The following is a 25375-nucleotide window of genomic DNA, read 5'->3' as shown; positions in this document are numbered from 1 at the left end:
TTATGCTGCTTCTGGAGCAGGACCGTTTTTAGGTTTATCGCCGTTACCGTTTTTTTCTTCATGGTTCTTGATGCACCCCGCACGCTGTTCTTCAGGGTACTCAATTCTTCGGTGGAAAATACCGGTAAGAACTCGGTGGAAGCTCTCCCCGACTTTGGTTAAGTCGGCAAAAGTAAGTTCGGAATCGTCCAGTTGTCCTTCAGAGAAGATTCCTTTGATGATGGTGTCAATATGCCCCTTCAAGCGGCTTGGCGTCGGGTCAGCAAGAACACGACTCGAAGCTTCAACTGCATCAGCAAGCATAACAATTGCGGCTTCTCGGCTTTTAGGTTTTGGACCCGGGTAACGGAAGTCATCTTTGCATAGGCTATCATCCTGTTCAGCTGCTTTTGTATAGAAATAGCGGATAACAGATGTGCCATGATGCTGTTGAATAATATCTTCGATCTCGTGTCCAAGGCGATACTTGCGAGCAAGCTCAACACCTTTTTTTACGTGCGAAATAAGAATAAGGGTACTCATGGCTGGCGTTAATTTGTCATGAGGATTTTTTGCACGTCCCTGATTTTCAATGAAGTACTGAGGCTTTATAAGTTTACCAATGTCATGGTACAGCGCTGCGACTTTACAGAGCAGGCTGTTTGCACCAATGGACTTTGCACCAGCTTCAACAAGGTTGGAGAGAATAAGTGAATGATGATAGGTGCCGGGGGCGTTCATCATAAGTTCCTGAAGCAATGGCTGCTCAAGGTTCATCAACTCCATTAGCTTAAAGCGGGTTGTGTAGTTGAAGACAAGTTCAATAATAGGGCTTAACGCAAACACAACTAGCAACGATATAATACCGTTTGCTGCCGCAAAGGTTGCTCCAACAATGATGTCAGGCATGTCCAACTGTTGATACAACGCTAAGCCAAGCCACGTAATTACCAGCCCGCCCATGAGAGGAAGTCCGCTAAGAGCAATGTCTTTACGGCTTTCTGCGTGTTGAACCAGCCATACATTAAGCATGCTGCCAATAAAATAGAAGAGGAACATTTCAATTGTTCCGCCTAGCATGACAGTGCAAAGGAAGCTGATAATAAGCGAAATGACGCTACAACGTCTGATGCCGAATATAAGTCCAGAAAGCCCTAGTGCACCTGCAACTGGATATAAGATAGGAAGCATGGCAACAGCCTGCTGCGTCCCATCAAAGTGTCCCTGAAGGAGTGTGAACGCTTTAGCACCACCCGCAAAAAGGATGATAACGAGCGTGGTGAAGAACAAATCTTCATTACGCAACGAGCTTAGCCTGCGTCCACTGCGCTCAAACGCAAGTCCTGCACCGAGCAACAGGGTTGTCATAAACACCCCAAGCATTTGATACGGGAAGAAGCGTTGGTTTTTATGCGCTAACAGCGCTTGCAGTTTAATTTGGATCGGTAGCGTGACTCGTTCGCCTTTGCGAACGATGCTCTCACCTTTTTTGATACTGTAATATACAGGGTCAATTGACTCGACTGCCAGCTGCTCTCGCTGCTGTGTTTCAACTCTGTTTGGAGTGATTGTCGGAGTGAGCACTGGTGAAACAAGAGATAAGACCGCATTACGTGTACGGAGCGGTGCTTTTCCCTTTTTCCGTAGCTCCTTAACAAGACCTTTTTTTATAGACGCAAGATCACCCAATTTGAACGAAACAGAGTGAAGCGTTTCATTGTTATGTGCAAGGTCACGGATGAGATATCCGTTTCTATTTTGCAACATCAATGTACTGTCTGCCACAATCCCTTTGTTCAACTTGTCGATAAGATATGGAAGTGCTTGCGTGTAGAAAATACTCTGGAACCGTTCTTCTTTCCAGTGGCTGAAAGTCTTACGAGAGACTTCAACGTTAAGGATCTCTTCAATTTGCCAGCGGATAGAATCTTCTTCACTTGCAGAAGCAATAGGTGAGTTAATCAAGTCGAAAATGAGTCGGAATTTATCTTGAATCTTTGAAATAGGGGAGCGGTCAAGATCATAGATTGGTGGTTGCAGTGCGGCAACCTGCTTACGTTTAGCAAGTGTTGAACTGGTGTCTTCAAAGAGTAAGTTCTGTGTGGCAAGCACATCCTGCGCTGCAACTTCGCCTGCAACGTAGAGTGGCAGAGGCGGACGCAAGTTTGTTCCGCTAAGAATTGCAAGTCCGATCAGTGCAGTAAGAAAAACGAAAATGCCCAATCGTGGATAAGCTGATCTGCAATGGCGTTTTTTCGTAGTTCCTTTTTGCCCTGAACTGCGTGCTTTACTTTTAGAAGTCATAGCCTGCTCGGTTATTCTTTGTTTGTCAGTTCTGCTGTATAGCGCTCATACGCATTAACAACTTTTGCAACTAAAGGATGACGGACAACATCATCCTGATGGAAGTGTAGAAAACGGATTCCCTCTATGTTGGACAACACTCTTTGTGTCTCAATAAGACCAGAACGCGGGGCACGCCCCTGTCCACATACAGGTAAATCAATCTGGGTAACATCGCCAGTAACTACCATGCGGGAACCGTAACCCATACGTGTTAAAAACATTTTCATCTGCTCAGGGGTAGTATTTTGCGCTTCATCCAATATAACGAATGCGTTATTCAAGGTGCGTCCACGCATAAAAGCTAACGGAGCTATCTCAATTATTCCGGTTTCGATCATGTGGGATACTTTTTCAGAATCCAGCATGTCATGCAGGGCATCGTAGAGAGGACGCAAATATGGATCAACTTTTTCCACAAGATCACCGGGGAGAAATCCTAATTTCTCACCCGCCTCAACAGCCGGTCTTGTCAGGATGATTTTTTTCACTTTCTTAGTGAGAAGCATTGATAATGCCATCGCAACAGCAAGATATGTTTTACCGGTTCCGGCTGGTCCAATGGCAAAAACCATTTCGTTTTTACGCAATGCAGCTACGTAGTCACGCTGGCTTAATGTCTTAGGCGCGATAGTTTTTTTAGGAGAAACCACAAAGACTGAATCTTTGAAAAGCTTCTGCAAATCAACGCCCGGTTCACGCAAGAGCATGCCGTAAGCGTATGTGATATCCTTCGCGTATATTGGATTGCCGGATTTGAGCAGACCGTATAGCTGTGTGATCAGATTTAGAACAGTGTGCAATGCTCCCTCATCGGCTGAGCTTGCATGCAGGGCGGTGCCTCTGGTGTCCAGATCGACGCCGCTTTCTTTTGAAATAATTGTGAGGTTTTTGTTTTGCGGACCAAAAAGCTCGTTCGCAAGTTGAATGTCATCAAAGTCTAAAGTCTTTGTCACTAATGTTTGTGTCATATACGTTCTGGCCGCCTGCGTGCGGAAAAAGTTAATGTGTATAGTCTGCCCGTGTGGTAGCCTGTTTTTTGAAATGAGTCTACTCAAGGTATTTTACAACAGAATTTTACAATTTTCTCGTATAATGACAACATAAAATACATAGTTACGGTGTATTGACGCAGTGGCATACGCAATGGCATTTGTGGGGCTTTACAATTGCAGCTGGCAGTTTTGGGAGTGGTGCTCTGCGGTGTTTTCAAAACAAAAGCATCATACCATGCCATGTTTTTCAAGCTGGTAAAAACAAGGTGTTATAGTTTGGTAGATTGCGTATTGTTGCCCTGTGACAATCGATTTGTTTTAGCACAATTCTCTTTATTAATTACATATAAGGCAGCTTTTATCTTCCGAGCGGAGCTGTTGGTACGAGTCCATAGATGAAAACAATACAGATAATTAACGTACGCTGGTTCAATGCAACTGCATGGTACGGGTTGTACTTAGCCCGCCTTTTGCGTGAAGCAGGTCATGAAACTCTTGTTATAACAGAACCGGATACCGATGCGGATCGAAAAGCAAAAGAGTGGGGCTTTACTCCGCTGCACTTCGATTTGAACTCTTCGAATCCGATAAAGCTGATGCGAGCGTATGCCCAGCTTCACAAGCTGATTGCTGAGTTTGCTCCAGATATCGTTAATTGTCATCGTGGTGAAGGTTTTATTCTGTGGGGTTTGTTGCGTAAGTATCTTGAATCGTTCAAGCTGGTTCGCACAAGGGGTGACCAACGCTTACCGAAGAATAATTTGCCCAACAGGTGGTTGCATACAAATGTTGCTGACGCTGTAGTTGCCACAAACAGTGTTATGGCGAACCATTTTACTTCCAAACTGAATGTTCCAGCGCACAAAGTATCAACCATTCTTGGTGGAGTGGATACGGATACGTTTATTTTCACCAAAGAAGGGCGGGACGATTTTAGAAAGCAGCTGGGATATGATGATACAAACTTTGTTGTCGCCATGCTTGGGCGTTTTGATGAAGTTAAAGGGCAAAAAGAGTTGATTGAAGCCGTTGCTGAGTTGTATCATGCAAAGGGAATGAAACACTTGCGGTTGATGCTTCTAGGCTTTGACTCTGCGACATCGCAAAAAGAAGTTGAATCTTGGATTGCAGCGAATAATCTGCAAGAAGTCTGCTGCATCACAGGAAAGGTTGATGATGTTGCAGCAGCCATATCCGCAATGGACTTAGGCGTTATTGCATCAAAGTGGTCAGAAACAATTGCCCGTGCTGCTTTTGAAATAATGGCGTGCCAGCGTCCTCTCATTTCGACAGGTGTAGGTGTAATGCCCGATTTTATGGATGAAGAAGCCATGTTCACTGCTGGAGATGTTGATGCATTGGCGGCAGCTATCGAGCGCGCAGCCAAAGACGAAGTGTATCTTAAACGCATTAGTGCATCACAGCAGCATGAAATTGCTGCATTATCCGGTCAGAAATTTTTAGAAAAAACGCTTACGTTGTATTCGTCATTATAACTTGTTTTTTATTGAAATTGTATCGTAACGAACAGCTGCTTTTTGAGCGGCTGTTTTTATGTTTGGTAGCAAAAGGACTAGATCATGATTAATTTTGCCAGTGACAACTATTCTGGTGTGCACCCGCGTGTTATGCAGGCGTTAGCCGCTGCAAATACTGGCTGTGTTAGCTCTTACGGGGATGACCCATATACAGCTGCAGCTGACGCTGCGTTTAAAAAAATATTTGGCGACGATATTGCGTCTTATATAATGATTAACGGAACTGGTGCAAATGTGCTTGGTTTGTCTTCGATTATGAAGCCGTACCATGCGGTGATTTGCTCAACGATAGCACATATCAATGTTGATGAAACAGGTGCTCCAGAGAATGTGCTGGGCAGTAAATTGCTTACGGTGGATTGTAAAGACGGTAAGCTGACGCCTGAAGATGTTGAGCCATTTCTTTTAGCGAAAGGTGTTGTTCATCACAGTCAGCCTAAAGTTATTTCGATCACACAGTCCACAGAATATGGTGCTGTGTATACGCCGCAAGAGGTCAAAGCGTTGGGCGACTTTGCGCATGAAAATGACATGTACCTGCATATGGACGGCGCTCGAATTGCGAATGCAACGGCTGCGTTAGGTGTGGATGTTGCGTCGTTTACACGAGATGCCGGAGTCGATGTGCTTTCGTTTGGCGGCACAAAGAACGGTATGATGTTTGGCGAAGCGGTGGTCTTTTTCGACTCTACGCTTTCAGAAGGATTTGAATATCTTCGTAAGCAAAATCTTCAATTGCTTTCAAAAATGCGCTTTGCATCCTGTCAATTTACAGAGCTGCTGCGTGATGGTCTTTGGCTTGAAATGGCAAGCCATTCTAACGCAATGGCAAAACGTCTTGCAGAAGGGTTAGCTGGTGTTTCTGGCTTGACTGTCTGCAATGAGGTTGAAGCAAACGAAGTGTTTGTGCTCATGCAGCCAGAGCATCAGGATGAGATGCACAAGCAATTTGCATTTTATGAATGGGATGAACTTACGCACGAAGTACGCCTTGTTTGCTCTTTTGATACCACAGAGCAGGAAGTGGACAGTTTTATTGCTGCCGCGCGCACAATTTGTAGATAGGGTGTGTTGCTACCTTGTAATCGTGTGATACTGCCACCTTTTTCTCCCTACTGTGCTATCAGCAAAAAATCTCCTTTGTAAGAAGCAATCGCTGGCTAGACCCCTTGCGCGTACAATAGTAGAAGCATATCGCAATCTTTTGTATAAAAATAAATAAGTTAGATTTAACAGGCACATTGCCCTGAGTATTTTGCAGGGCAATGTGCTGTTTTTTATTATCAATATTACAATAGGGCAGGGTTGACTCAAACGATCTTGAACCTATTGTAGTGTTGTATGTGTCTGTTCAGCATATGAAAAGTAGCTGTGGTTTTTTGAAAAAGAATAACCGCAGCATTCTTATGTATCGATTGCGCCGTGGGAAAATATAAGAGTCCCCGTACTGGCTTTGGGTAATACTAAACCGGTGTGCACGGCGCCCATATCGAATTTGATAGTCAAAAAAATACGTATTTTACATAGATAGGGGTGATCATGTCTGTTGAATATAAAGATTATTATAAAATTTTAGGTGTTTCCAAGACCGCAGAGAAAGATGAGATTTCTCGTGCGTTCAAAAAGCTTGCACGAAAATACCATCCTGATTTGAACCCCAATGATGACGAAGCAGAAAAGAAATTTAAAGAAGTGAACGAAGCACACGAAGTGCTGAAAGATCCGGAAAAGCGCCGTATGTACGACCAGCTTGGTCCAAACTGGCAGCAAGGTCAGCACTTTGGTGGCGGCGGAGGCGGCTACCAGAATATGAACTTTGGTGGTTTCCAAGGTGGCGGCGACTTTAGTGATTTCTTTGAAACCATTTTCGGTGGAGGCGGTGGCTTCCAAGGTGCAGGTGGTTTTCAGGGATTTGGTGGTCAGGGTGGCGGCTATGCTAACCGTCCGCAGAGAGGTCGTGATGTGGAAGCTTCTTTATCATTAACATTAGAAGAAGCGTATCACGGTGGTCGTAAGTCTATTACGCTTTCCGACGCTGGCGGCGGAACGAAATCACTGGAAGTCAATATTCCTGCGGGCATTAAAGATGGTGCGCGCATTCGTTTGTCCGGTCAGGGCGATCAGGGCTACGCAGGCGGTGGTGCCGGTGACTTGTACTTGAAGGTTATGATTGCAGCACACCATAGATTCACCCTTGATGGGCTGAACGTTATGCTTGAGTTGCCGCTTTCTCCTTGGGAAGCTGCTCTGGGTACAGAAGTAACAGTGCCGACGCTGGATGGAAATGTGAATTTGCGTATTGCTGCGGGCACAGCCAGTGGGCGAAAGCTTCGCCTGCGTGGTAAAGGGCTTGGTGGCAGCTCTAACAAAGGCGATCAGTTTGTGCGCATTAAAATTGTGGTTCCTGAAGCTGCAACCGATAAGCAAAAAGAACTGTGGGAAGAGCTTGCAAAGGAATTTGAAGACTTTGCACCGCGTGATTTTTAACATGACGTAATATCTTCGCAAATACGGGAGGCTTGCAATGGCACGCACTATTCTGGATTTACAAGCGATATCGGAAGAATTACCTGTTCAATCTGACCGCATTGCGTGGGCTCAATTCATTGAGCTTACAGGGGTTCATCCTTCCAGACTAGGGGAACTGCTTGAGATGGAATGGATTATTCCTGTCAAAGCTGCTGACAAACATTATCTTTTTACGCGTAAAGATGTTTTTCGTGTTCGTAAGCTTATCCGTATTTGCGACGATTTCAGTTTAAGTCCGACTGGCGGTTCAATCATAGTAGATTTGCTTGAACGTGTTGAAGACTTAGAACGTAAAGTTCAAGAACTAGAATCCGGTACGGACTAATACCGAAATTTTTTCAGAATGCTCAATGATTCGGAGAGTGCAATATGGATTTAAATCAGTTTACTGAAAAATCTCAGGCAGCCATTAGCGAGGCACAGAACATTGCAATTCGTTTCGGACATCAGCAAGTTGATGTCGACCATCTTGTACTTGCCTTGGTGGATCAGGAGAACGGGCTTGTACGGCGTATTTTAGAGCGGGTGCATGTAGACCCTTCCCGTTTCGGGTTGGCGCTAGAAAAAGAAATCCGCAAAAGACCTTCAGTAAGTGGACCCGGTGCTGGGCATGATACTGTATTGGTCACGCAGCAGTTGAATCAACTGCTGGTTCGCGCTCAAGATTTTGCTAAACGCATGAAAGATGAATACGTCAGCGTTGAGCACATGTTCTGTGTTGCTTTGGAGCCGCCTATGGCTCCTGCCGTTGCAACTGTCGTGAAAGACATGAATGTTTCATACGAAGATGTGCTGAAATCTCTTAACGAAGTTCGTGGCGCGCAGCGAGTGACTTCACAAAATCCTGAAGACACATATGAGGCGCTGGTAAAATATGGTCGTGACCTTGTTGATGAAGCACGCAGAGGCAAGCTTGACCCTGTTATCGGGCGCGATTCAGAAATCCGTCGAACCATTCGTATTTTGTCTCGTCGTACCAAAAACAACCCAGTACTCATTGGTGAAGCTGGTGTCGGTAAAACTGCGATTGTAGAAGGGCTGGCACATCGTATCCTTAACGGTGATGTGCCGGAAAGTCTGAAAGATAAAAGTTTGTTTGCGCTTGATATGGGCGCACTGATTGCCGGTGCAAAGTATCGCGGCGAATTTGAAGAACGTCTTAAAGCAGTGCTTTCAGAGGTGGAAAAATCTGAAGGTCGAATTTTGATGTTCATTGATGAACTGCATACTATTGTGGGCGCTGGTAAAACAGAAGGTGCAATGGATGCGGGCAACTTGCTCAAGCCTATGCTTGCGCGTGGCGAGTTGCATTGCATCGGTGCGACGACTCTTGATGAGTATCGTCAGTATATCGAAAAAGACCCAGCGCTTGAACGTCGCTTCCAGCCGCTTGTTGTAGAGCAGCCATCCATAGAAGATACCATTTCTATTTTGCGTGGACTAAAAGAGCGCTTTGAAGTTCACCACGGTGTGCGAATCAGCGACTCTGCTCTTGTGGAGGCTGTGACGCTATCTGATAGATATATTGCAGACCGCCAGCTACCGGATAAGGCGATTGACCTTATTGATGAAGCTGCCGCAATGATTCGTACAGAAATTGATTCCATGCCTGCGGAACTTGATGAAGCAAACCGCAAGATTATGCAGCTTGAAATTGAGCGTGAAGCGTTGCGAAAAGAGACAGATGAAGCTTCCCGCGAGCGTTTAGATAAACTTGAGAATGAACTTTCAGAACTGCGAGTTACTCATGTTGACCTTATGTCGAAATGGGAAAGCGAAAAGGGCGCGATTGATTCACAGCGTGAATTGAAAGAGCAGATAGAAGAGACAAAGCGCAAAATTGAAGAGGCTGAACGCAATTATGATTTAAACACAGCGGCGCAGCTTAAATACTCTGTCCTTAACGATCTGGAAAGACGCCTTGAACCTGAAGGTTCTGAAGAGGGCGGCGAAGAGCGGTTGTTAAAAGAGGAAGTTCGTCCAGAAGATGTTGCAGGTATTGTAGCACGTTGGACTGGAATTCCTGTTACCCGCCTTGTAGAAGCTGAACGCGACAAGTTGCTTCGCTTGCCTGTGGAATTGCATGAAAGAGTCGTTGGGCAGGAAGAAGCGGTGGATGCTGTTTCAGAAGCTGTTCTCCGTTCTCGTGCCGGACTTTCTGACCCGAATAGACCTATAGGCTCTTTTATCTTCCTTGGGCCTACAGGTGTGGGTAAAACGGAGCTTTGTAAGACTTTAGCCGAAGCGCTGTTCGACTCTGAAGATAACATTGTGCGCCTCGATATGAGTGAGTACATGGAAAAACACACTGTTGCGCGTCTTATCGGAGCGCCTCCGGGATATGTCGGGTACGATCAGGGCGGACAACTTACCGAGGCTGTGCGTCGTAAGCCATACAGCGTTGTGCTTTTTGATGAAGTTGAAAAAGCGCACCCAGATGTATTCAACACGTTGTTGCAGATTTTAGATGATGGACGCTTGACTGATAGTCAGGGACGAACTGTCAGTTTTAAAAACACTATCATAATTATGACTTCGAATATTGGTGCAATGCATTTGCTTGAAGGAATATCTCCTGACGGACATCTTGCTGAAGGAATCCGCGAGACTGTTATGCAGGAACTGCGTAAGCATTTCCGACCGGAGTTTTTGAACCGCGTAGATGAAACGGTACTCTTTAAACCATTGTCGAGAGAGCAGATCAAAGAAATTATTGAGCTTCTTCTTGGTAGACTTCGCGGAAGATTGGAAGATCGTAAAATAACTCTGGAGCTTACAGATGCTGCCCGTAATTTTATAGCGGACAATGCGTACGATCCTGTGTACGGTGCTCGACCTTTGCGACGGTATTTACAGCAGAAAATCGAAACTACGCTTGCCCGTCAGCTTATAGGTGGCGAATTGCGCGAAGGTCAGCATGTTATCATTGATGTTCATGTAAATGATGACGATTTTGAAGACCTGCAATTTACAATTTCATAATCCGGTTATTGCAGAGCCACGCTGCATTTGATAATGCACCTGCAATCATTTTAAAAATATGGAGAGAGTGCACATGCGACTTTTACATTTACTTGGCGCAGTAGCGCTTCTTTTAGCAACATTCACCTCCAGCGGTGCGCTGGCTAAAGGGGAACCTGTTTTGATTAAATTTGAAACTACAATGGGCAACTTCGTTGTTGAACTCGATACAGAAAAAGCTCCAGAAAGCTCTAAAAACTTCGAGCAGTACGTTCGCGATGGCTTTTACGATGGAACTATCTTCCACCGTGTAATCGACAACTTCATGGTACAGGGCGGCGGTTTTGATGCTGATATGAACCAGAAGCCAACTCGTGAGCCAATCAAAAACGAAGCTGACAACGGTCTTGCTAACGACAAATACACTCTTGCAATGGCACGTACTCAGGACCCAGATTCTGCAACTGCCCAGTTCTTTATCAACGTTAAAGACAACGCATTTCTTAACCACTCCGGTAAAACTGTGAGCGGCTGGGGTTACGCTGTGTTCGGTAAAGTTGTAGAAGGCACTGAAGTTATCGACGCTATGAAAGGTGTTAAAACTGGCAGCTTCGGCTTCCATCAGGATGTGCCAGCAGAGCAGATCGTGATTCTTAAAGCACAGGTTGTAGAATAGGACTATATATCCATGCCGCACCTGTTGCGGCGGGGTGTGAATCCTAGCATAAAAAAAGAGCTTCAGAGTTATCTGAAGCTCTTTTTTTATTGGTGAATGTTTTTATCTTGAATGCAAGGTGTTAACTGTATTTTACGATAGTAGAGCTAGTTGTACCTGTTGTAAGTTGAAGGGATAAAACATGGGGTGGGATATTGGGTTGGAAAATGCAATTTGTGACAAATTAGCATACACTACACGAGAGGTGTTGGAATAATTATAAAAAAGATCTATCGAGTGGTATCTATGAGTCTTATTATATTCGCAATGTGGTGGAATAGCTCCATCGACATCGTTTAAACGCATAACGTTAAGTTAGATTGTAGGACAAGTAATGAAACATTTTTCTTCATCTGAACTCAAAACAATTATTCATTCTAAGCGCGCTAATTTATATTACCTTGAGCACTGTAGGGTTCTCGTTAATGGTGGTCGTGTTGAATACGTAACAGAAGAGGGAGCGCAATCATTATATTGGAATATACCTATCGCCAATACTACTTGCATGTTGTTAGGAACTGGAACTTCCATAACGCAAGCTGCCATGCGTGAATTGGGTAAGGCGGGAGTTTCGGTAGGGTTTTGTGGTGGTGACGGTAGCCCTCTTTATACCGCAGGCGAAATGCAATGTGATATTTCGTGGATGTCACCGCAATCAGAATATCGCCCCACAGAGTATTTACAACAGTGGGCTTCGTTTTGGTTTGACGATGAAAAGAGATTCCAAGCCGCAATTCTCTTCCAAAATCAGCGAATTAAAGAAATTAGCAAACACTGGAAGGTGTTAGAAAAAGAATGCTCCCTCGATTTGGAAGAGCTTTCCGCTATTCTTGAAACATCACAAAGTGACCTGCTTGCTTGTTCATCACAAACGGAAATACTTTCTGTTGAAGCTCGAATGACTAAAAAGCTCTATAGGCAAATTGCACAGAGCGTGGGATATGGTTCGTTTACCCGAGCAAAACAAGGAACGGGAATTGATCTTGCCAACAAGTATTTAGATCACGGAAATTATTTAGCGTATGGGTTAGCCGCCACAACATGTTGGGTTCTAGGTTTGCCTCATAGCCTCGCTGTTCTTCATGGCAAAACTCGTAGAGGTGGCTTAGTTTTTGATGTCGCTGATATCGTAAAAGATGCGTTAGTGCTTCCACAGGCATTTATTGGCGCAATGGAAGGAGATAGCCCGCAAGAATTTAGGCAGCGCTGCCTTTCTAACCTTAGAAAAGCAAATGCACTTGATGTTATGATTGAAACTGTGCAAGCAACAGCTAAGACTGTTTCGAAATAATTAGGCAGCTACCCTTTTAAAAAGTCAATTTCATAATATATTGTTTTTAATGTAAAATTTTTGAGGACTGAAAAAAGGGGTAAAAAACCTTTTTACTTATAACCTCTTTAAATATTATGTGATATCTTTAAGAGCTTACAGTTCACTGCCGCACAGGCAGCTTAGAAATTGAATTAGAACTCGACGGTGTGAAAGCGATTGTTCACTGCCGCACAGGCAGCTTAGAAACCATATAAACGGTTCTGGTACACGTCCGTGTAGTTCACTGCCGCACAGGCAGCTTAGAAACACCGGAATGATGGGTGGAATGGCGGGTGGTTGTTCACTGCCGCACAGGCAGCTTAGAAAATGGGGGCATAAACCAACTAAGCGAGTTAGGTGTTCACTGCCGCACAGGCAGCTTAGAAACTAAAAGTCTTGCTGAAGTAAAAGACCTGAAAGTTCACTGCCGCACAGGCAGCTTAGAAATCAAAGCAGTGCAGTCACCGCGCCAAGCGCAAGTTCACTGCCGCACAGGCAGCTTAGAAAATGAAAGGTGGGGCGATTGTTCGGGACAACGGGTTCACTGCCGCACAGGCAGCTTAGAAATCCATAGCAGAGTTTTTACCGGACTGAATTGCGTTCACTGCCGCACAGGCAGCTTAGAAATGAATATTTCCTTCCGGAGAAAGAAAAAGAATGTTCACTGCCGCACAGGCAGCTTAGAAATGCGTTTTGAATATGTGTTTTTTGACAAATTTGTTCACTGCCGCACAGGCAGCTTAGAAAGATAAATACGTTCCGAAAACATGGTTCTATGAGTTCACTGCCGCACAGGCAGCTTAGAAATACGCCGCGTGGTGTGAGAAACATGGTTTTCTGTTCACTGCCGCACAGGCAGCTTAGAAATATTGAACTAAATGTGTCGCTAATCCAGTTGCGTTCACTGCCGCACAGGCAGCTTAGAAAATCTAAAAAATATGCAGATGCAGAGATAATTATGTTCACTGCCGCACAGGCAGCTTAGAAATGTCGGCGAAATGGAAAAAATGCTCAAAAATCGTTCACTGCCGTACAGGCAGCTTAAAGACAAATTTGTTTGTTAATAATAGGTGATTGGTGGGTAGGCAGGTAAAAGAATTTTCTAGTAGCGTTTGAGACTTAGGTTTCTCTGCCATACTGCCGTGCAGGCAGTTTAGAAAATATCGGAACGGCACTAGAAGAATGCCCATTATTCACTGCCGCACAGGCAGCTTAGAAGAGTTTAAGTAAAGATTAAGGTTAGATGAAGGCAGAAAATAATGGCAGGGCAATGTGTTTTTCTATAATGTATTATTCAAAATTTTTTAAGTAATAGTAATTGCCATATCTGAACGATACTAAGAATTATGGTCAAACAGATTGACCTAGTATTTTTAGCAAATGCCACACGATAAATACCATGAACATTCTTCTCATCTCACAATGTAGTAAGCAAGCTCTTTCGGAAACACGTAGAGTTCTCGACCAATTTGCAGAGCGAAAAGGCGACAGAGTGTGGCAAACGCCCATAACGTTAGAAGGGTTGAAGACTCTGCGAAAACTTTTGAAAAAAACTGCACGTCGTAATACCGCTGTAGCTTGCCATTGGGTGAGGGGGAAAAATCAAACTGAGTTACTGTGGGTTGTTGGTTCTGTTCGCAAATTTAATATTGATGGTACAGTACCGACGAATGTCACACGTACCAATGTATTGCGAAAAGAACATGAATCTGCATGGGATTCTGCATATTCATTTGCCTTGCTGGCAGGTATTGCGGGCATGTTTCATGACTTCGGCAAAGCAAATGATCTATTCCAGTGTAAGTTGCATTCCAGCAGTATTCGAAGAGAGCCACATCGACATGAGTGGCTCTCTTTTTTATTGTTCAAAGTTTTTGTACACGGCAAACAAGATCGCGAATGGCTTCAAGAGCTTGCAAGCGGAGCAGATGTATTTTCTAACCTGACGGCTTCAGTTGATTATCAGGTTGGCAGCAATTTTTTCTCTAATATGTCGCCTGTCGCCCAGTGCGTTGCGTGGCTTATTGTTTCGCATCATCGTTTACCATCATTCACTTGTTATAATCGGGGCAATGGCAGTTCAAACCGCAGACCAGAGCTTAGTGGGTTGGACTCGTGGTTAGAGAATTTCAATTATGAGTGGAATTCAAATAACCTGAAGACATTAGACAGTAATACAGCGTTAAACCAAAATTGTTTTTTTTCACATGGTCTCCCTACCGGTGCTCAATGGCAGAAAAAAATTACAAAACTTGCTCAGTGGGCATTGCGTTCCTCCGCTTTTTTTGAACAATGCACGCTGGGTTCACCGTTCCCACTGCATATGGCTCGGCTTTGTCTTATGTTGTCCGACCATTGTTACTCCGCGTCTGCTCCAACAGAAGGTTGGCAAGATCCCAATATACAGCTTTTAGCAAACACAGATAGAGAAACAGGCAACGCTAAGCAAAAATTGGATGAACACCTTGTTGGTGTAGGTTTTAATGCATTCAGCATTGCACGAAGGCTACCTTCGTTACGACAGTATCTACCTGCTATTGCCCGTCATTCTTGCTTCAAAAAGCGTAATAAAAATCAAAAATTTCGATGGCAGGATAAAGCGTATGATCTTGCCTGTGGTGTGCGCCATGCCGCAGAGCAAAAAGGCTTCTTCGGTGTGAATATGGCATCGACAGGCTGCGGAAAAACCTTTGCCAATGCCCGTATCATATATGGCTTAAGTAATCCGCAACGCGGATGCCGAATGAGTATTGCCCTTGGCTTGCGGACTCTCACACTTCAAACAGGCGATGCTCTTCGGGAACGTCTGAATTTAGATTCTGAAGATATTGCTGTCACTATAGGGTCTCAGCAGATTGAAGAGCTGCATTCTGCTATGCGTGATATAGATAAAGCGGATGGAATAAATGAGTCTGCTGAAGAATTGGCAGAACATCTTTATGTTTCGTATGGCGGTGCGTTGGACAAAGGCTACCTCGCGGACTGGCTTAAGCGAAGCCCTCGGCTACACAGGCTTGTTAGTGCCCCAATCTCCATAAGCACTATCGACCACCTTGTTACTGCTACTGAAGGAATTCGAGGGGGAAGGCAGATTGCGCCTATGCTGCGCCTACTCACCAGTGACCTTGTTTTGGATGAGCCGGATGACTTCGGACTTGAAGATTTGCCCGCATTATGCCGATTAGTACACTGGGCTGGATTACTTGGTTCCAGAGTACTTCTTGCGTCAGCGACACTTCCGCCTGTTCTCATAGAAGCCTTATTTGAAGCCTACCAGCAAGGACGATCTCACTTTAGTGGAAACATTGATGGGAAGTCGTCCGAAGTCGTCTGTGCGTGGTTTGATGAGTTTCGTGCCGAGACTGTAGAATGTGCAGATCGAGCTAACTTTACCAGACATCATGAACGGTTTGTTGATAAGCGCGTTGCGAGTCTTAAGAAAAAATGTGCTTCACTACGCAAGGCACGTATTCATGCTTTGGAACCATCATTAGCTCAGTCGAAGTTTGAAGCAGTCTCGACTGTAGCAAGCGCTATCCGTGATGAAGTGCATACACTGCATGATGCACATTTCTTACAGGCTGCAAACGGTAAGCGTGTTTCATTTGGTGTGGTACGCATGGCGAATATTAAACCAATGGTTGCCGTGGCAGTCAATTTGCTCGAACAAGCACCCGAAGAAAACTACCGTTTTCATTTTTGTATTTACCACAGCCAACTGCCGCTTGCTATCCGTTCTCATATAGAAAAAAGGCTTGATGCCACGCTGCAACGCAACCAATCAGTTTCCGTCTTTGAGCAAGAAGAAGTTGCGGCGGCTTTAGAAAAGTATCCCGAAAAAAATCAGGTTTTTATTGTTCTGGCGACACCTGTTGTAGAAGTAGGGCGCGATCATGACTATGACTGGGCGATTGCAGAGCCAAGCTCCATGCGTTCCATCATTCAGCTTGCAGGGCGCGTTCAACGACACCGTGAAATTGAACCGGAACAAGAGAATATTGTGATGTTAAGTCATAATATACAAGGGGTAATGGGCGAAAATGTTTGTTTTAAAGACCCGGGTTTTGAATCAAAAAAAGTGCCTCTACCTTCTCATGATTTATCGAAAATACTTCAGGAAGCTTCGTATAAGCATATTTCGGCTGCACCGCGAGTTGTGAAACCAAACTTTGCCGATAAACAGAACGAGTTTATCAATATCGAGCATACCGCGCTTAATCAGTTTCTTTTTACTAATAAAAACAAAAACGCATCACCGTGGTGGCTGCATATGCATGCCCATCTTTTTGGTGAAATCCAAGTGCAGCAGCCGTTTCGTAATTCTAAGCAAACATGCGACTATTTTCTTTTTGTAGACGAAGGTGGTGATACAAGTTTCCAAAGCTTTGATGTCACTTCGTCTAAATATGAAGAAGATGGTCGTATTATTTTTTGGGATGACTTTGATATTGATGAACGTAATCAGGCTTGGCTAACTATTGATCCAAGTGAAATCTACGCTGACGTTGCAACGATATTTTCTAACACACTTGATTACGTGAATGTTCGATACGGTATTGTTTCGTTACGTGTTGAAAAAGATGGTCAACAGTACCTGTATCATCCGATGCTAGGCATTTTTTCAGGGGATTATTTGGACTATGTATGACTTAAGGAGGAGGTATGAGTGCTGCATTAGCAGAGAAAATAAGTAGTTATGTGTCTGATCGAAAGGAAGTAAAGCTTGCTGCTCTTTATAAAGAACGAGATAAAAAGCGTAAAGCTGCTTCTAGCCCTGAAGTTCTTGCAGAAGTAGATAGTGAGTATTCACTAAAAGAGGAAGGGCTAGTTGAGAAGTTTACTGTTCCTGCATGGCTTACCGATGCAGCCAAACGAGCTCATCAAACCAATATTGTAACGCATGCTCTCAAATTTACACATCCGTCTGCTAAGGGGAGTAGTTTACTGGCTCTTTCATCTTGCAAGGAAGATGCATACGTATCCACAGATGCATTGGCACAGTGTCGTGTAGATGCTGTAGGCAATGCTGCTGCGCTAGATGTAGCAAAACTGCTACAACTTGAAGCAGGTGGAGTCACACTTGCCAGCATGCTTGCAGAGCAAGACTATTCTGCACTTGAAGGTTTTACAGACGATAAAGCTCTGGCGAAAGAATGGGGCGAGGGGCTTTCTAAAGCCTTGCTGCTTTCGTCTCCAACAAGCCACACTTATGCAAAACAGTTATATTTTCCTGTTGCAAAAGGGGAGTATCATCTAGTTAGCCCGTTGTATTCTTCTGCGCTTTCGCAAAGCCTTTATGACGCTATACATCACTCAAGATACAGTGAGGAAGCGAAGGAGGCGCGCGAAGCAAAGAAAAATAACGCCCAATCTGATTTCAAAATTACGTACTTTCCGGATTTAGCTGTAATGAACCATGGTGGTACTAAGCCGCAAAATGTATCGCAAAAAAACTCTGAACGCGGCGGCAGGTCATACCTTCTGTCTTGTAAACCACCACAGTGGAAAAGCAGAAATAGATTTCCTGCAATGCAGAACAGTTTTTTTGCATCGTATCCAGTCTGGAAAGCGACAGATCATCATATCAATAGATTAGGAACGTTTCTGTGCTCTGTATTTGAAAAAGAAAGCAACAAGCCTATGCGTGCTTACAGGGAAAGAATTGTGGATGAAATTATCGACCATATTCTTGTTTGCGCTATTCAGGTGCAGCAGCAGAACCCAGCAGGTTGGAGCAGCGCGAGCAATCTTCCTGCCGCCCAAAGGCTGTGGCTCGATCCATTTAATACTAATCCTAAACATCAGATGCGGTATGAGCAGGCAAAATGGAAAGATGCTGTTGCAGGTAGCTTTGCACAATGGCTTAATGACAAGCTGATGAAATTGACAAAAGAAAAAAACATGCACTTTGCAATGGTTGAGGCATCTGTGTGGAAAAAAGCTTTTCTTCAGGGACTTCGTGAAACAGGTACTCCAGAAGGGGGCGACGTATGAGCTCGTTACTCATCCTGAAAAATATACGTGTTGAAAATGCTAACGCGGTTGCAGGGTTCACGTATGGTTTTCCTGCTATCACACAGTTTTTAGGTTTTGTGCATGCATTATCCCGCTCTACAGAAAAAACACACGGTGTAACGTTAACTCGATGCAGTGTAATGGCGCACGACCATCAGATACACGCACATCAGGCTGGTTATTGGAGTGACTGGGCTTTTTCGCAAACCCGTAATCCTCTTCTCAAAACAGGTGCCACAGCTCCAATAGTAGAAGAAGGACGCATGCATATGACGGTATCGCTTATTATCGAATGCGAAAATCTGTCTGCTGGTAATACTGAAAAAGAAAATGAATTTTGTTCACATCTTTTCGAGTTGGCGCAGCAGCATAAACTGGCAGGAGGAAGAATCACCACAATTGGTCGTTGTTATGCTTCTGCTATGCCAGACGAAGATACAGATATTCGTAAATTGTTGCGTCCGTTGCTTCCGGGGTTTCTTCTTGCAGATAGGACAGACTATCTTCAAAAGCATTTTCAGGAGCATGCACATTCAAAAAACATGCTGGAGGCTTGGCTAGATTTTGTCACAATTCAGCGTGAATGCGTAGAGCACCCAGACAACGAGATAGAATGGAACCGGCTAGAAAAGCCTGAAAAAGGGTACCTCGTTCCAGTTACTATTGGTTACAAGCGGCTTACTGAGTGTTGTGAACCCGGTAGCGTACTAAATGCACGCAATGCAACAGTTCCCTTCAGCTTTGTTGAAGCCGTATTTAGTATTGCCGAATGGCTTAGCCCTTCCAGAATTAACTCTATGGATGAGGTCCTTTGGGAATATAAATACGACGACCCATATTACGTTTGCACCTGTGCTCCTCATATAACTACCGAACCTACAGAAGACTAATCATATTAAGGAGAATATCTCATGGCTACTAAGAAATTATCTACTCCATCTGTGTTAGCTTTTGAAAGTAAACTCGCTTGCTCCGATGCGATATTCAGTGCTGGCGATTGGGATGCTCGTGATACGGCATCTGCATGGCAGCCCATTCTGGTTACAGAAAAAGCTGTACGCGGTACTATTTCTAATAGGCTGAAAAAAGCTATTGCGAGTGACTCTGCAAAGCTTGATGCTGAAATTCAAAAAGCCAATTTACAAACTGTGGATACCGCAGCACTTCCTTTTGATGCTGACACGCTGCATGTTCATTTTTCTTTACGCGTGCTTGGTGGATTAGAAGTACCATCTACTTGCAATAGCCCAGAGTACCAGCAAGCGCTTTCTTCTCTTATAGAAGGCTATGTTGCGGAACACGGATTCAGTGAACTTGCTTCCCGCTATGCACAAAATATTGCTAATGGGCGTTTCTTATGGCGCAACAGAGTAGGGGCAGAAGAGGTTGAAGTCAGGGTGTCGCTGGGTGATGAAAAATGGGTTTTTGACAGCCTTTGCTATTCATTGCGTAGTTTCGGTAAAGAGGAAGCCGTGAAAGAGCTTGCTCTTGCTATTGAGAAAGGCTTGAAGGGCGAAGAAACTGTATTACTTCATGTGCATGCTTTTACTAAGCTTGGTGCTGCACAAACGGTATTTCCTTCTCAGGAATTAGTGCTTGAAAAGGGTGATAAGAGTAAGCATCTATACCAGCTTAATGGCGTGGCAGCTATGCATTCTCAGAAAATTGGGAATGCTCTTCGCACCATTGATACATGGTATCCTGAAGCTGAAGAAGTCGGTCCCATTGCTGTAGAGCCGTTTGGCTCAGTTACCAACAGGGGTAAGGCATACCGGCAGCCTAAACCTAAGCAGGATTTTTATACTTTGCTGGATAACTGGCTGCTTAAGGATAAAGCTCCTTCTGTAGAGCAGCAGCACTACATTATGGCAATGTTCATTAGAGGTGGAGTTTTTGGAGAGTAAGTAATGGATTATTACCTTGACTTCACGGTGCTTCCAGATTTGGAATTTTCTTCCCCCATGCTTATGAATAATCTTTTTGCTAAACTCCATCGACAAATTGGAGCATATGGTGAAAAGCAAATTGGAGTAAGTTTTCCTGAAGTAACGGCATGTTGTTTGGGGGCTGTTCTACGTTTGCATGGCACACAACAGAAGCTGGAACTTTTATTGTGTGATAATTGGATGAAGGGTTTACGTGACTATGTAGAACAATCTTCCATTAAACCAGTCCCGAAAGATACTGTACGGTATAGAACAGTAAGGCGTGTGCAGAAAAAAAGTGCACACAATAAACGTAAGCGTTCTGTAGCAAAAGGGTGGCTCACAGAAGAGGCTGCACAGGAAGCAATACAAGAGCGTGGTAGTGATATGCTGACGCATCCGTATATCCAACTACGTAGCCTTTCGACGAATAGCATGATGCGAATTTACATTGCCCACGGAGCTATTCAAAAAGAAGCTGTTTCTGGAGCGTTTAGTTCCTATGGACTTAGCTCTACAGCGACGATCCCTTGGTTTTAACCCTTTTTTTATCGCATTTTGTAACATGCTTAATTTAAAGGGTATTTTGAATGGCGTTTAAAAAAGGGTAAAATGATGTTTTTTCCCTAATCTGTTGATACACTAAGGGATATACAAAAGGATTTACAGTTCACTGCCGCACAGGCAGCTTAGAAACACTTGCTGCACTCGCTAAAGCACTCCCTGAAGTTCACTGCCGCACAGGCAGCTTAGAAAAATTTTACATCATCCCCTGAGGCTAAATCGGGGTTCACTGCCGCACAGGCAGCTTAGAAACTGACGGAACACTCACAGCGCGTATTCCGGTTAGTTCACTGCCGCACAGGCAGCTTAGAAAGATAAAATCAATCAATACGATTTCGTGTGTTTGTTCACTGCCGCACAGGCAGCTTAGAAAATCGCTGCCAATGTCGTAATGTGTCCCGTCACGTTCACTGCCGCACAGGCAGCTTAGAAATATAGGACTGACCTACCACCGTGTTATTTTTCGTTCACTGCCGCACAGGCAGCTTAGAAATCGCGCACAGAAAAAGGTTGTACTCATGCTGAGTTCACTGCCGCACAGGCAGCTTAGAAAATGAAAAATACCAGTTTTAAACGGAGTTACACGTTCACTGCCGCACAGGCAGCTTAGAAACGAACGTAGAGCGCTCTGTAGCGGTGAATGGTGTTCACTGCCGCACAGGCAGCTTAGAAAATGGCGGAGTATCTGTCAATGTGACAACCCATGTTCACTGCCGCACAGGCAGCTTAGAAATCAGGAATAGGGCGCGAAATGAGTTTTTTATTGTTCACTGCCGCACAGGCAGCTTAGAAATGTAAAGGCGCGCGTTTGAGTGCGTCGGAAATGTTCACTGCCGCACAGGCAGCTTAGAAACAACAAAAGCGTTCATTAAATATATAAAAAATGTTCACTGCCGCACAGGCAGCTTAGAAATCGAACGAAATTCCATCTCTAAAATGGTACCCGTTCACTGCCGCACAGGCAGCTTAGAAACTGAATTGCCTGCTATGTTACCCCCTGCTGGTGGTTCACTGCCGCACAGGCAGCTTAGAAACAATCCTGAAATCACTCAATCGTCCATTGATTGTTCACTGCCGCACAGGCAGCTTAGAAAATTAACGTAATCCACTAATTCCTGCCGTGTTTGTTCACTGCCGCACAGGCAGCTTAGAAAAACGGTAGGTGTCAATGATTTTCTTATTAGGAGTTCACTGCCGCACAGGCAGCTTAGAAAATTAGATGTGGAACGCCCGTTCTATAGTCATGTTAACTGCCGCACAGGCAGCTTAGAAAAGCGAACGCAACGCACGGTTCAATTCATCGGGGTTCACTGCCGCACAGGCAGCTTAGAAAGCGAGGACTGTTCTTAATGTACGCAACAAGAGGTTCACTGCCGCACAGGCAGCTTAGAAATGAAGGATGGGCGCAACAAGGGTGGGAGTGTCCGTTCACTGCCGCACAGGCAGCTAAAAATGTCTTTTCGATTAAGACAGATAGACAAAAAAACTGTTGGTAATTTCTTACAGTTTTTTAATTCGTATATTTTCTCATTTCGAGAGTGCAAAAATTTCATCTTGAGTGTCAGCTTATAGAACTGTAAAAAAGTAGGGTGCTGATAGAAAAGTAGATTGGCGGGATGGACGGTTATTTGGTGTCCTTTGGTTGTTGCATACAAAAAAAGCTCACAGTGTGTACTGTGAGCTTAAAATTCGTGGTCGGAGAGACAGGATTCGAACCTGCGACCCTCTGGTCCCAAACCAGATGCGCTACCAACCTGCGCCACTCTCCGTCGGAGAAAGTAAGTAAGGAAAAGTTAAAGGACTTGCAAGTAAAAAATGCAAATTTATAAAATTTCCCTCATTTTTCTATGATTTGTTCTGGAAAAGGTGAACTGCATGCTGCTCTTTTTGATACTGTTGAGCGGTTCATACAAAAAAAGCTCACAGTATGTACTGTGAGCTTAAATTTCGTGGTCGGAGAGACAGGATTCGAACCTGCGACCCTCTGGTCCCAAACCAGATGCGCTACCAACCTGCGCCACTCTCCGTCGCGAGAAAGTAAGTAAGGAAAAGTTAAAGGACTTGCAAGTAAAAAATGCAAATTTATAAAATTTCCCCCATCTTTCTGTGACTTGTTCTGGAAAAGGTGAACTGATGCTGCTTTTTTTGATACTGGGAAGCAGTTCATACAAAAAAAGCTCACAGTGTGTACTGTGAGCTTAAAATTCGTGGTCGGAGAGACAGGATTCGAACCTGCGACCCTCTGGTCCCAAACCAGATGCGCTACCAACCTGCGCCACTCTCCGTCGCGAGAAAGTAAGTAAGGAAAACTGAAAAGACTTGCAAGTAAAAAATGCAAAAAAGATAAAAAAGATGCAAAAAATGCAGATAGCTTTGAAGGTCAATGTAAGTTGTATTGTAACGAAGTACGTGTTGCTAAGTAACTACTTTTGAACTTTTAAAAAATAAAGAAGCCGTAGGAAGAAAAAAATGAGTAAGCCATGCATGATACTTTGATTATTTTATAGTTATAATTCGCTTAAATAGGATCATTCGTTTTTTCAAAGCCGTATTTGGAAGTTATAGATTGGGTAGTGTTCTTGTAACGAAATTTTGTATGCTCTAGTGTTACTATTGGTGCAGAGGTGATCTTAGAATACCGCACTAAAGTGTGGCGGGTGTGTCTGGGGATCAGTGCAACAAGGAGCAATTAGATGGATACAATCTTAGTTACAGGCTTCGGACCGTACGGAATTACGCCTGTGAATCCTGCGAATCAATCAGCAAGAGCTTTGGATGGTATGAATATAGCTGGTGCGCGTGTTGTTGGTATAGAAGCGCCGAGTTACTGGTTTAAATGCATTAATACGGTGATAACGGCGATTAAAGAGTTTGAACCTGTGATGGTTATAATGCTTGGTGAGTTTGGCGGTAGGGCTATGCTCACAATTGAGCGTATTGCGCAAAATATCAGTGATTCAACTCGGTATGGGCTTCAGGATAACGACGGCTTAAAGCAGCAGGGTGAGCCTGTGGTTCCCGGAGGACCAGCGGCGTATTATTCAACGTTGCCATTGCGTGCGATGGTCTTGGCGATGCGAAAAGCGGGATTTCCGGCAGATATTTCTGATGCCGCTGGAACCTTGATGTGCAACCATCTTATGTATGGTGTTCTGCACTACATAGAAGCGAGTCACCTTCCTATAAGAGCTGGTTGGATTCATTTGCCTACGTTGCCGGAAGTTGCTGCAACGGACGCGTTTCTTGGCAAGCCAAGTATGTCATTAGAAACGACTGTTGGCGGGCTGACAGTGGGGATTAAAGCTGCAATGGAGCATGAGCGGGATGTCGATGCCCCAGTGCTTTCGTGCTGGCAGATTTAATATGTATTTTCGGTAATGCTCGACAGGGTAAGTGTGATGAAACTTCAATAGAAAAGAGTGCATAGGGCGCACGGCAACATATACCTCTGTGGTTTTTCTGCACATGAGAAAAGAGTTGTGCCGTAATTGTGCGTAGAGCTAGAAGGCAGCCCTGCATTAACAAAATGCAGCTAACAACGGGGCAAACAGTAAGGCGGGGAGCATGTTTGTCAGGCTGATTTTTCGAAGCTCAAGCAGATTTATTCCTATCCCGATGATAAGTGCGCCACCGGTGGCTGTAAGTTCTGTCATCATGGTGTCGGTCATAATTGGTTGCAGATAGGTTGCCAGCTCAGTGAGGCTGCCTTGATAGACAAAAACAGGGATGGCTGAAAAAAGTACGCCTGCTCCATATGTTGCGGCGAACGCCATAGCTGCGAAACCGTCAAGAATTGCCTTTGTGAACAAGATGGTGTGGTCGCCGCGTAACCCTTCTTCAAAAGATCCTAAAATAGCCATTGAGCCGATGCAGAAGAGAACAGAGGTGGAAACAAAGCCTTCTGTGAACTTTGAATTATTTGATCGAATAAGGTTCTTAAGTTTGTCGGCGGCTTGCGTAAGCTTTTTTTCGAGATTTAAGAGTTCGCCAGTGATAGAGCCAAGTAATACACTGAATACGAGCACTAAGAGGTTTTTGCTTTGCATTCCCATTTGGATGCCAATGATGAGAACACATAATCCGAGTCCAGAAAATACAATGTTTCGAACGCGTTCTGGAAGTCGACCACCAAGAGCAAGACCGCACACGCCCCCAAGGACAATACAGGCAACATTAAAAAAAGAACCGATAGGCAAAACCACAGTGAATACTCCCGAAAAATGACAAGATTGTAACAAAGAGAGTAGATACGCCGTATTGTTTCGAAATAAAAGCTTTTTATAGGAAGGAGTGTGAATTATTCGATGTGGTGAGAGTGGAAACAAAAAAAGCTCACAGCATGTGCTGTGAGCTTAAAATTCGTGGTCGGAGAGACAGGATTCGAACCTGCGACCCTCTGGTCCCAAACCAGATGCGCTACCAACCTGCGCCACTCTCCGTCGCGGAAAAGATTACTAAGGAAAACTTGAATGACATGCAAGTAAAAAATGCAGAAAAAT

General features: G+C 44.3%; 16 protein-coding genes, 4 tRNA genes and 2 CRISPR repeat arrays. Of the genes, 13 read left to right on the top strand and 7 right to left on the bottom strand.

Annotation, left to right across the window (positions count from 1 at the left end; genetic code table 11):
• On the bottom strand, positions 1-2283 hold the full coding sequence (locus tag N4A56_RS11395; protein WP_293667858.1) for an HDIG domain-containing metalloprotein: 2283 nt from the start codon (positions 2281-2283) through the stop codon (positions 1-3).
• A gap of 11 nt (positions 2284-2294) precedes the next feature.
• Complete coding sequence (locus tag N4A56_RS11390) at positions 2295-3293, bottom strand: PhoH family protein (protein WP_293667857.1); 999 nt, start codon at positions 3291-3293, stop codon at positions 2295-2297.
• Between the two features lie 419 nt (positions 3294-3712).
• Here N4A56_RS11390 and N4A56_RS11385 point away from each other — a divergent pair, with 419 nt between their 5' ends.
• The 12 genes from N4A56_RS11385 (at position 3713) to cas6f (ending at position 20852) form a co-directional block, all read left to right on the top strand.
• Complete coding sequence (locus N4A56_RS11385; protein WP_295547402.1) at positions 3713-4813, top strand: glycosyltransferase; 1101 nt, start codon at positions 3713-3715, stop codon at positions 4811-4813.
• 84 nt (positions 4814-4897) lie between these two features.
• A complete protein-coding gene (locus N4A56_RS11380; RefSeq protein WP_295547400.1) occupies positions 4898-5920 on the top strand; it encodes a low specificity L-threonine aldolase in 1023 nt (340 codons plus the stop codon).
• Positions 5921-6394: 474 nt separating this feature from the next.
• A complete protein-coding gene (locus N4A56_RS11375) occupies positions 6395-7342 on the top strand; it encodes a J domain-containing protein (protein ID WP_295547398.1) in 948 nt (315 codons plus the stop codon).
• Positions 7343-7379: 37 nt separating this feature from the next.
• Positions 7380-7709: a chaperone modulator CbpM gene (locus N4A56_RS11370; protein ID WP_293667851.1), complete on the top strand. Its 330-nt coding sequence runs from the start codon at positions 7380-7382 to the stop codon at positions 7707-7709.
• Between the two features lie 44 nt (positions 7710-7753).
• Positions 7754-10366, top strand: coding sequence for an ATP-dependent chaperone ClpB (gene clpB, locus N4A56_RS11365; protein WP_295547396.1), 2613 nt, complete (start codon positions 7754-7756; stop codon positions 10364-10366).
• 160 nt (positions 10367-10526) lie between these two features.
• The gene (locus tag N4A56_RS11360) at positions 10527-11021 is read left to right on the top strand and encodes a peptidylprolyl isomerase (RefSeq protein ID WP_293668138.1); all 495 of its coding nucleotides are present in this window, start codon (positions 10527-10529) and stop codon (positions 11019-11021) included.
• A 373-nt stretch (positions 11022-11394) separates the two neighbouring features.
• Entirely contained in the window at positions 11395-12351 is a 957-nt protein-coding gene (cas1f, locus tag N4A56_RS11355) for a type I-F CRISPR-associated endonuclease Cas1f (RefSeq protein ID WP_295547394.1), read from the top strand.
• Positions 12352-12491: 140 nt separating this feature from the next.
• Positions 12492-13420: direct repeats of the CRISPR family, unit length 28 nt; unit sequence GTTCACTGCCGCACAGGCAGCTTAGAAA.
• 351 nt (positions 13421-13771) lie between these two features.
• Entirely contained in the window at positions 13772-17020 is a 3249-nt protein-coding gene (cas3f, locus tag N4A56_RS11350; protein WP_295547392.1) for a type I-F CRISPR-associated helicase Cas3f, read from the top strand.
• 14 nt (positions 17021-17034) lie between these two features.
• Complete coding sequence (gene csy1 / locus N4A56_RS11345) at positions 17035-18366, top strand: type I-F CRISPR-associated protein Csy1 (RefSeq protein ID WP_295547390.1); 1332 nt, start codon at positions 17035-17037, stop codon at positions 18364-18366.
• The gene (gene csy2 / locus N4A56_RS11340) at positions 18363-19277 is read left to right on the top strand and encodes a type I-F CRISPR-associated protein Csy2 (RefSeq protein WP_295547386.1); all 915 of its coding nucleotides are present in this window, start codon (positions 18363-18365) and stop codon (positions 19275-19277) included. The genes csy1 and csy2 overlap by 4 nt, the downstream gene beginning before the upstream one ends.
• Positions 19278-19298: 21 nt before the next feature.
• Positions 19299-20291, top strand: coding sequence for a type I-F CRISPR-associated protein Csy3 (gene csy3 / locus N4A56_RS11335; protein WP_295547384.1), 993 nt, complete (start codon positions 19299-19301; stop codon positions 20289-20291).
• 3 nt (positions 20292-20294) lie between these two features.
• Positions 20295-20852, top strand: a complete 558-nt coding sequence (gene cas6f, locus N4A56_RS11330; RefSeq protein ID WP_295547383.1) for a type I-F CRISPR-associated endoribonuclease Cas6/Csy4 — start codon at positions 20295-20297, stop codon at positions 20850-20852.
• 128 nt (positions 20853-20980) lie between these two features.
• Positions 20981-22330: direct repeats of the CRISPR family, unit length 28 nt; unit sequence GTTCACTGCCGCACAGGCAGCTTAGAAA.
• A gap of 238 nt (positions 22331-22568) precedes the next feature.
• Here cas6f and N4A56_RS11325 read toward each other — a convergent pair.
• The 3 genes from N4A56_RS11325 to N4A56_RS11315 form a co-directional block, all read right to left on the bottom strand.
• Positions 22569-22645, bottom strand: a tRNA-Pro gene (locus N4A56_RS11325).
• 181 nt (positions 22646-22826) lie between these two features.
• Positions 22827-22903: transfer RNA gene (locus tag N4A56_RS11320), tRNA-Pro, on the bottom strand.
• A gap of 181 nt (positions 22904-23084) precedes the next feature.
• Positions 23085-23161: transfer RNA gene (locus N4A56_RS11315), tRNA-Pro, on the bottom strand.
• Positions 23162-23569: 408 nt separating this feature from the next.
• Between N4A56_RS11315 and pcp the strand changes: the two genes are divergently transcribed.
• Positions 23570-24238, top strand: coding sequence for a pyroglutamyl-peptidase I (pcp, locus tag N4A56_RS11310; RefSeq protein WP_295547380.1), 669 nt, complete (start codon positions 23570-23572; stop codon positions 24236-24238).
• Positions 24239-24394: 156 nt separating this feature from the next.
• Here pcp and N4A56_RS11305 read toward each other — a convergent pair whose 3' ends face one another.
• Positions 24395-25078 carry a DUF554 domain-containing protein gene (locus tag N4A56_RS11305; protein ID WP_295547377.1) on the bottom strand — a complete coding sequence of 228 codons (684 nt, stop codon included), beginning with the start codon at positions 25076-25078 and terminating at the stop codon, positions 24395-24397.
• A gap of 160 nt (positions 25079-25238) precedes the next feature.
• Positions 25239-25315: transfer RNA gene (locus N4A56_RS11300), tRNA-Pro, on the bottom strand.
• Positions 25316-25375 lie beyond the last annotated feature (60 nt).

The organism is Halodesulfovibrio sp. (assembly GCF_025210605.1).
Taxonomy (GTDB): Bacteria; Desulfobacterota; Desulfovibrionia; order Desulfovibrionales; family Desulfovibrionaceae; genus Halodesulfovibrio.
Note: the sequence above shows the minus strand (reverse complement) of the source record. Positions and strands in the feature narration are given on the sequence as shown.

Coding starts and splice junctions, on each gene's coding strand:
- N4A56_RS11395 (WP_293667858.1), bottom strand. CDS start 2,283: ATGACTTCTAAAAGTAAAGCACGCAGTTCAGGGCAAAAAGGAACTACG.
- N4A56_RS11390 (WP_293667857.1), bottom strand. CDS start 3,293: ATGACACAAACATTAGTGACAAAGACTTTAGACTTTGATGACATTCAA.
- N4A56_RS11385 (WP_295547402.1), top strand. CDS start 3,713: ATGAAAACAATACAGATAATTAACGTACGCTGGTTCAATGCAACTGCA.
- N4A56_RS11380 (WP_295547400.1), top strand. CDS start 4,898: ATGATTAATTTTGCCAGTGACAACTATTCTGGTGTGCACCCGCGTGTT.
- N4A56_RS11375 (WP_295547398.1), top strand. CDS start 6,395: ATGTCTGTTGAATATAAAGATTATTATAAAATTTTAGGTGTTTCCAAG.
- N4A56_RS11370 (WP_293667851.1), top strand. CDS start 7,380: ATGGCACGCACTATTCTGGATTTACAAGCGATATCGGAAGAATTACCT.
- clpB (WP_295547396.1), top strand. CDS start 7,754: ATGGATTTAAATCAGTTTACTGAAAAATCTCAGGCAGCCATTAGCGAG.
- cas1f (WP_295547394.1), top strand. CDS start 11,395: ATGAAACATTTTTCTTCATCTGAACTCAAAACAATTATTCATTCTAAG.
- cas3f (WP_295547392.1), top strand. CDS start 13,772: ATGAACATTCTTCTCATCTCACAATGTAGTAAGCAAGCTCTTTCGGAA.
- csy1 (WP_295547390.1), top strand. CDS start 17,035: ATGAGTGCTGCATTAGCAGAGAAAATAAGTAGTTATGTGTCTGATCGA.
- csy2 (WP_295547386.1), top strand. CDS start 18,363: ATGAGCTCGTTACTCATCCTGAAAAATATACGTGTTGAAAATGCTAAC.
- csy3 (WP_295547384.1), top strand. CDS start 19,299: ATGGCTACTAAGAAATTATCTACTCCATCTGTGTTAGCTTTTGAAAGT.
- cas6f (WP_295547383.1), top strand. CDS start 20,295: ATGGATTATTACCTTGACTTCACGGTGCTTCCAGATTTGGAATTTTCT.
- pcp (WP_295547380.1), top strand. CDS start 23,570: ATGGATACAATCTTAGTTACAGGCTTCGGACCGTACGGAATTACGCCT.